Genomic DNA, 8,358 nt, shown 5'->3' with positions numbered 1-8,358 from the left:
AAAAGCTACAGAATGAAGGCCCGCGTCGAAAACCCTCCAGCATAAAACTATCAAGCCGTCTCAGAATTGCCCACCTGAGACGGCTTTGTTTTAATGCATTTTTAAACCGCCAGTAGGCAGACATTTTCACGACGCCGCTGACAGGCTAACGAGCCTGTAGGATAACCCCATTTTCAGAAATCATCTGCCAGACCAAATCGAAAGCCATTCCCCGGTATCTTTCCACAATTCAGCGAACATAAATTCTTATGTCATGCCAATCGTATTTCCAAGCCAGTCATCCAACTTATGTTACTGATTTACTATCCATGCACGCCTTTGCATACCCATAAAATAACTATGTCCAAATGTTCGCGCCGAAATCGACCAATACCTGTTTCAATTCCAAGCATAGCGGGCGACTTTACCGATGTTGTGCACCATGGCGTATAGCTTCCACTGAATGCCGACTTTATCCTTCCCTCTAACCCAGATATTTCATCAGAAAACGATTAGGCTAAAACAAGCAGCGCATGGTGCTTGTCCCCTGGTCGCTGGTCGTGCCCTGGTCTCTTACGTCTCATCATGCAGCATGTACTGCCCAAGAAATTCCGGAGAGTCAGAGGCTACGGCTTTATTCATGGCAACGCGAAGAAGATGCTGTTTCTCGTGCAGTTGGTTTTGCATGTGAAAATCAAAGAGATGAAACCACGCCCAAGGCCAGTTTTTAAATGCCCCTGCTGCAAATCAGCCATGACAGTTGTGGGATATCGATTTGGCTTATCGGCGCCTGGATAATAGTCCGACAAAGGCTGGAGCAGCCGTTCACCCAAACAGAGAGGAGACAGCTTTTTATGGCTCAACCACGTGGTTTAATTTAAAGCCTATTTACAGGCTCATGATTCTGCACGCCTTGAAATCGGTGCGTTTTTTGAAAACGCATCTACACCCTTCTGTCTCAAAAAAGATATTTTCATATATAATGCAGACTTTGAAATGACCCCGGGCTTGTCCAACAACCGGATAAGATCGTGGTTCGTTCCTCACACGATCTATCCTTATTCGTTATGGTTTGGTTTTATAATATTAACCCATTGAAGCCTAAAACTAAGGCCCTAAACTCCTCACTCATAGTCTCTGAGAGAATTTTGCAATCCGCATGTTTGCTGTAGTCTATAGCATTAATCAATTTGTCAGAACTATATTTATCAGTGCTATACTCTTCCATTTTAAGAGTTGATGTCAATATAATCTGCTTGTTCAATTGAGTATAAATGTCCAACATTTTTTGTTCCTTTAATGTTGATATCTCACCGTCACGAAAAGAGTCGACGATAATTGGGAACGCATGCTTCAAAACATTATTAAGAGCTATTACTTTACAAAAATAGAACTCTTGCTCCTCACTGCCTGAAAATGTCGAATCTCTTTTAGTGAATATGTCTTCAAAATCCAAGTTTCCACTTGGGTCTATTTTCCGATAAAGATCTGCCATCTCTTCAATTATTGTTTTATCAAGAGATTTACGATCAGCTTTTAAGCTTTCATTGATATTTTTTGATGTTGTAAATTTTTCATTAAGTGAGTCTATCTGATTTTTAATTGAAAAAGCTTCATCATCATAACTTTGATCAGATACTACCTGTTCCTGATATAAAACAATCTCTTGAAAACTTTGGGGAGTCTCTTTCAGTTCTTGATTAAGCGTGTTTTGAAGACGATTAATATCATTTGAATAATCCCAAATTATATCTGTTTTTTGATTAATATTTGCTTCTATTGATTTAAGAATTCCATTTCTAACATCAACGTTACTAATCTCAAATGTCATATCATTATTGGAATACACAATCCTCTCACTACCACAATCTCCGCATTTTACATTTCCTTCATTAAGGTCACGATTTAGTGAATTCAATTCTGAAACTAACTGTTGTAATTTCAACCTTCTATTAATCTCTCTCTGTCTGGAACGGCGCAGTTTAGATATATTCTCATTAATACTATTGATGTTTTTTATTTTTTCTTGCACTCTTTCAGAGTCATAAAACTTTGATACCAACTCAGCAATATCAGGATTTGATTTAATAAGAGATATCTTCTTTTTTGTATCCTTCAACTTTAACTTTAAATTCTTTATTTGTTCTTGAGTTTCTTTTATATCTTCAGCATTTAACGGGTCACCAGACAAATTCGTTATCTCATAAACCATACTTTTAAAATCGGTCTTATTAAACTGGCCTTTACTGATAAGCCCCGAAGGGTTTCTACTATCTTGACCGACAAAAAAAATCTCATAAAGTAAACTAAGGTTTACTGTTGTTAAGCGTTCATCTTTAAGGATTTTGGGAACCGGATGCACAAACTGATCAAAATAGTATCTAAACTCGCCTACAGAATTAAAAACCTGTATCGAGTTTTCTGTTTTAGCGACTATCGAGTTCTTTTTTCTTATAAATTCGTAAATTTCTTCATTTATATTAAAGCAAGAATAAAAATATTTTTCCCTATAATTGAAAGAGCTTGGAAAAATAGAATCATAACCAATCGAGTACATTAAACCCTGCATAACCAAGGTTTTCCCTCTATTGTTGTCATCACTAAATATAATATTCACACCATCTATCAATCTATCCTCGATAAATGCTTCATGCTCATCACCAAATGCAATTTTTTTAACTAACATTTTCTAATCCTGCCTTTACGAGAGATATCATGTACTGAATAGTTTTTTCGGTTAAATATATCGATTTAATTTCAATAGTTGAGATTAGATCGTCATAAATATTTTTAACAATTCTTTTTGGATTCTTTTTAACAAGACCTATTAAACTCTCTGATATCTTCCAAAATTCTCTGCATCCATTTTTATCAAAAAAAGCCCTACTTAAGTTTTCATTACACTCCTGTAAAAGATCTTTAATTTCTTCTTCATCCAACCCAGAAGTAAAGGGAATGAAAGAAATTGGAATACCAGGAAATGAAAAAATATCTATCCCGATTAACCTACTAATCAGTAAAGTATTGATTTCTTTTTTACTAATATGCCGTCCGAATTTTAAGACTTCTGAAGGATGACTTATAGTTTCGTTTTCAATATATGAATTTTTTAAAACTGATTGGGCATTTCTTATCTCCAAAAAAATACGATCATATACATCTTCGGACACAGATTTTTTATTTTTAAACTTTGATAAACTCTTTATATAGGTGCTTAATCTCTTATTACCTTCAACAAATAGAACATTATCTAAAAAATCATAAAAAAATGGCGGTACAGTACCAGACTTATTACCATTGATTTTCTCTTTTAACTTTTTTTCTATTCCAGCCCTTTGTTTACTTTTGATGTTTTCATATCCGTATGAGTTTAAGCTTTCGTCAACAAGATATGCTCTATCGAGCTTGGGTATAAATAAAATATATGCATGAAAAGACATAGTAGATACATAGTTGTCGTATAAAGTGAATAAACTTTCTCCAATTTTTGATGGAGGGAGGCTTTTATGGTTTTTGCTTTGAACATCCCAAAGCTTACTAAAGCTACTATTAACACCTGTTACATCGTTGAAACAATCTACGGTTATTATTTCAATTTCATTGCTATCACTTCGCATTCCTAACAAATATAGCATAGACTTTGTTTCAAATTCAGAAGCCTTCTTATTGTTAATTTCTGTATTTTTGAATGTGTACAAAGTGATTTTCCTTGCTAATTCCATCTCACCATTGCCAGATGCGAGACACATTAAGAACCAGACGTGGTAGGAATACCAGTTGCCTGATACCCCCCACACAGATCCGGACGTGAAGTTTTCCCTCATCCGGCTCCTCGGTTGTACTCGCTTTCGCAGTCAGCAAAATAAAAGTCTTACCACCAAACCCGCTGTTGTTTCGCTGGTTGATATTTCACCATCGGATACTTCAGCTGGATCACGCTTAAAAGACTCTTCAACCTATCCCAAGTAAAACTCTTCTTCTGGCTTCGCCTGTTCAGCCATTTGTACAATGCTTTCACAACGCAACTGTACGGTACGTGAAGCGCTGACAGGTTCCCCACCACACCAAAATAGTTGTAGTGTCCTTGAAGCTTCCGGTTGAGCTTGTTTATCAACAACGGTATTTTCATGTGTCGGTATTTCTTGATGTACTCTTTCAGGGCAGCTTTCACAATTTTGAGTTTCTTTCTTGAGGTACGTTTAAACAGCCGGGGTTTTCCCCTCTTGTCCGTACTCCAGTAAAACTCAAACCCCAAAAACGTAAAACGATTCTTCAGTCCGGGGGCAAACCGACTAAAACGTAAAATATTCATCTTGTCTTCTGCCACTTGCGGGTTAAACTTACCGAGTCTCTTCAGTAGCACGTTGTAAAACCGCTCTGCATCGCGCTTATATTGAAAACCACAGACAAAATCATCTGCGTATCGACACAGCACTGCATCACCCTGGCACCTAGGTTTCACCACTTTCTGAAACCAATCGTCAACGACATAGTGCAGATAGATGTTTGCCAAGATAGGAGAGACACTGCCACCTTGCGGTGTGCCCTCTTCCGGAAACTGTATACTCAAGTCCTCTTCCAGTATTCCAGCTTTCAGCCACTTATTTATCAGCCTTATGAAGCGTTTATCATCAACCCTGTGCGCAACCATTTTCAGCAATACACCATGATCAAGATGGTTGAAAAAGCCCTTGATATCAGCCTCTACAACATATCCAAATCGTCCGAACTGCATCCTCACGGTTAAATCATCCACAGCATCTCTACCGCCTCGTTTTGGCCGGTATCCATAACTGAATGGACAAAATGCTTCTTCATAGATCGAACTTAACAATGCCGACACCGCTGTCTGCACCAGTTTGTCCTCGATAGCTGGTATTCCCAGCGGACGAGTCTTTCCTGGGGCCTTCGGGATGTGTTTCCTTCTGACCAGCTTCGCTTTGTAGGTTTCCCGTTTCAGTCTGCCAATTAAATCATCCAGATTCGCATCCAGATTCTTTCCGTAATCTTCAACGGTGACTTTATCCACACCCGGTGCTGACTTTCGATTCAACTTCCGAAAGCAATATACCAGTAGCGGCTTGTCAAGACAGCGGGACAAATCTTTAAAACGACAATCCGGTCTCAGCCTTGCCTTGTTTGCTATTCCCCGCAGGAAGGTGGGCTCATGGTTACCCCGATCTACATTGTCGGGCATCAGTTTCCTGTGCGGGCTACGTACTTCCGTCATTCCCTTCCCCTTGTAACTGGCTCTCCCAATCTCTGAGTACTATGAAATGATCCGACTCCCGCCCCGTCATCAGCGCTTTTCCTCTTCAAAATACTCTACGCCTACCTGCTTTGCAGGAACTGAGGTGGGTCTCCCAAGTTCTTGAACGCATTTCTTTGTACATGCCACAGCCTGATGACTCCGGAGACCCTCCACATCCTCACCACGATACAGATGCTTCTGTGTTGACTTCGGTGCTCGTTAAAGCTCTCGTCGATCTCAACTTTCATTTCGAAACTGTACCAGCTCTCAGGAGCTGTGAACTCCCTACGGCCTGCACAATTCTCTGTGTACGCTTCACCTGTCTTGTTCGCTTAATCTTAAGCTCCGCAACAGGCGCAACACTCGATACGGGTGGCGGGTTAGACCTTTCCCGACAGGGACTTCCACCCTGCAAGATGCGACAAGCTTTCCTTGGCGCTCTAACGCTGGAACTGTGGGGCCTCCGAGCAAAGCGAGGGAACTGCCGCGGAGCGGCAGCGGTCCCTACCAGTGGTTTGTTATGTTTTTACTCTAATCATAAGCATTTGCCATGACAAACTGACTTGCCTGCTTTTTCACGACATTGGAAACTAAACTTATGTTTTTTTAGAGAGCTTGGCCTGAATGACTAAAACAAAAGTCCAATCGTATTTTAGCTTGGCTGTATCAACTGCATCCTGATATCACCTCGTTTTACTTAAAGAAATTTGATAATCATTATCGTTATTATCAACAAAACTTAATTTTATAATGTCGCCAACTAATTCTGCATCCCATGTTTTACCTGTGTACCATTTTTCATGCATTCCAAGTCGTCTTTTTTCCATCTCTTTAAGTTGAAACTTATTATCAGAAATATAATTGTAGTGACTATCTACCTTTACAGTGTCGTAATTCCTACTACCTGTTACTTTGCTGATAAAAAAGTCCCCTGAATTAGGTATAACAAGCTCATACGTAACAGTACCTTCAACTAAACGACTGGCTTCAAAATATTTACCATTTTCTATCAACGGCCTAACTGATTTATACTTACCAATAAGTTTTTTTCTAAGTTCCTCTTTTTTAGAAAGTTTCTTTTTGACAGGCACTGTTTTATTTATGGTTTTTGTAGGTTGTGTTTCTGTAGCCCGTGATATGCAACTTATTTTGCTCATCAATCTATTGATTGTAGAGTCCTTACTTATCTCACTCGATGCTACAGCGAATATGGCTCCTGTTTCAGTTGATATTAACCTTGCATTAATTTTAATTGTATCACCTAAATCTGTAACCGTTCCGGTTGCAATAGAATCTACACCTAATATCAAACCAATTGATTTGGCGGTACTCTCATCAATATGCCCCGAAACGCTTAACTTGTGTTCATCTAAAACCTTGTTTAATAGATGCCTTTCGACTACATAAAATTTGCCAGTTCGAAATAAACGCGTAGTCAATTCTTCGGCAATATACTTCCCAAGATGGGTTATATTACCATCAAGATTAGAGAATTCAACCATAGCTATTTTTGTTTTTTTTGTTTCTGATAGGCTTTGAACAATCTGATTAGTCAGATCAAATAAACCAGAGTTTATATCAATCTTTTTTACTATTTTTTTAGAGTTTAATTCTCTATTTGTAGTGCTCACTTCGTTTTTTTGCATAGAAATACATCCATTTAATAGGAAAATTGAAATCATGATTAAAAATTTGATTTTCGTAGTATTCATTTTGCCTCCAAATAAAAAGTCCAAACCCATAATATATTTTCTCTTGAAAATTCAAGCTATTCTGCTTTGTATATCTACAACATAAAGAAAATCCATCACAGTACATATATAATGATCTTCCGCTACACAATTAAGTACGTCATTGAATATTCTTAAGAGACATAACGAATAGTTAAGGGACAGTGCTTGAAGCACAGACACCCCCCGTAGTGCGAAGCTGATCCCTTCAACGAATTGTTCAACCGGATAAGATCGTGGTTCGTTCCTCACACAATCTATCCTTATTCGTTGGACAGGCCCGCGCAACGACAACTCTCGAATTGGCATAGCCTCTATGGAGTTTCAACACAAAACCCACCTCACGGAGCGTCAACCTGTGTCATGTGTATCTCTATATTGCGCGATCAAAGAGTAGATTTTCATGAAGCCTTCGTCAGTGTGATGTAGGTTCTGTGAAATACTTCCTATACCCTGCTGATTTAAAGCAGAACCCACCCGTGCTGTCAATGCATGAAAAAAGAGAAAACATAAACAGTTAGTGCCACCCGCAAATGATCATACCGTGGGTTCCCGGTGGGCTGTTCATTCTTGAAACTCTACCGAATGGAGGGATGACTCGGGTAACAATCAGAGGCTTTCCGCATGCCAGGCACATGGTTTTAGATGGGTCTATTTTTTTGAAAACATCCTGCCACACGAGTTTGCTGGGCGGTTCCACTTCCCCTTGGCCAAGGGCATGCCGGGCGATATTCAGATCCTTCTTTTTGACCTGAGAGTAGAGGCCGTAAGATCGAACCAGCACAGAGCGTGGTGGTGGAACGTGATAGAGAAATCGTTCGATGAACTCATCTATTGGAAGCGTCATCAGCTTTTGCTCTTCACGGCCCCAATCGAAGACAGCGTGGGTTTCTGTAATCTGTTTGATGCGGTGGTTGGCGATGGGGCCGCCTCGAAGGTAGCGGGCCAAGTAGGTCACGACTCCGTTGCCATGACGGTATTTCTTGCAAATTTTGACGTTCCATTTCTTGCGACCCAATTTGTTGAGAAGATTGATGAACTGCTGAGAGGTCATATGGAGAGGGAGGATAAGCTGTCCTTTCTCGAATGCTTTTTTCAAGGCATCGTTCATTTTCCCCCGAAACAGAGCACGCGCCGCTTCAAACGGAAAGAGATACAAGCCTTTCACAGGGGTCCACTCACCGGCATCATTCACCCCGCCGCCGCTGACGAGGCAATGGGTATGGGGATGGGGCTCAAGGGTCTTCATCCAGAAATGAAACGAGGAAATGATCCCGGGCTTTGCCCCAAGCCGCTTCGGGTTAAGACACAGCATAAAGATGGTATCCCGTGAGCAGGTAAAAAGGATCGCAGCCAGCAGCTTAAAGTTCATGTGAAGCAAAAAACCGAACTGGTGTG

At 39.9% G+C, this 8,358-nt stretch carries 6 protein-coding genes; 1 reads left to right on the top strand and 5 read right to left on the bottom strand.

All coding sequences use genetic code 11. The annotated features are described in order from the left end of the window. Positions 1-519 precede the first annotated feature (519 nt). A complete protein-coding gene (locus Q1Q75_RS22580; protein WP_366945148.1) occupies positions 520-777 on the top strand; it encodes a transposase in 258 nt (85 codons plus the stop codon). A gap of 280 nt (positions 778-1,057) precedes the next feature. On the opposite strand, the gene Q1Q75_RS03590 is transcribed toward Q1Q75_RS22580, so the two are convergent. The 5 genes from Q1Q75_RS03590 to Q1Q75_RS03570 form a co-directional block, all read right to left on the bottom strand. Next, the gene (locus tag Q1Q75_RS03590) at positions 1,058-2,665 is read right to left on the bottom strand and encodes a hypothetical protein (RefSeq protein ID WP_300667640.1); all 1,608 of its coding nucleotides are present in this window, start codon (positions 2,663-2,665) and stop codon (positions 1,058-1,060) included. Beyond that, positions 2,655-3,701, bottom strand: a complete 1,047-nt coding sequence (locus tag Q1Q75_RS03585) for a hypothetical protein (protein WP_300667639.1) — start codon at positions 3,699-3,701, stop codon at positions 2,655-2,657. Before Q1Q75_RS03585 ends, Q1Q75_RS03590 begins: the two co-directional genes overlap by 11 nt. A 149-nt stretch (positions 3,702-3,850) precedes the next feature. Next, positions 3,851-5,209, bottom strand: a complete 1,359-nt coding sequence (ltrA, locus tag Q1Q75_RS03580) for a group II intron reverse transcriptase/maturase (protein WP_300667638.1) — start codon at positions 5,207-5,209, stop codon at positions 3,851-3,853. 704 nt (positions 5,210-5,913) lie between these two features. After that, positions 5,914-6,972 (bottom strand): FlgO family outer membrane protein, encoded by a 1,059-nt coding sequence (locus Q1Q75_RS03575; RefSeq protein ID WP_300667637.1) that lies wholly within the window; start codon positions 6,970-6,972, stop codon positions 5,914-5,916. Between the two features lie 505 nt (positions 6,973-7,477). After that, positions 7,478-8,332, bottom strand: a complete 855-nt coding sequence (locus Q1Q75_RS03570; RefSeq protein WP_300667636.1) for a transposase — start codon at positions 8,330-8,332, stop codon at positions 7,478-7,480. Between the last annotated feature and the right edge of the window lie 26 nt (positions 8,333-8,358).

It is taken from the genome of Desulfoluna sp. (assembly GCF_030145185.1).
Classification (GTDB): domain Bacteria; phylum Desulfobacterota; class Desulfobacteria; order Desulfobacterales; family Desulfolunaceae; genus Desulfoluna.
The sequence above is the reverse complement of the archived record's forward strand: the minus strand, read 5'-3'. Positions and strand labels throughout refer to the sequence as shown.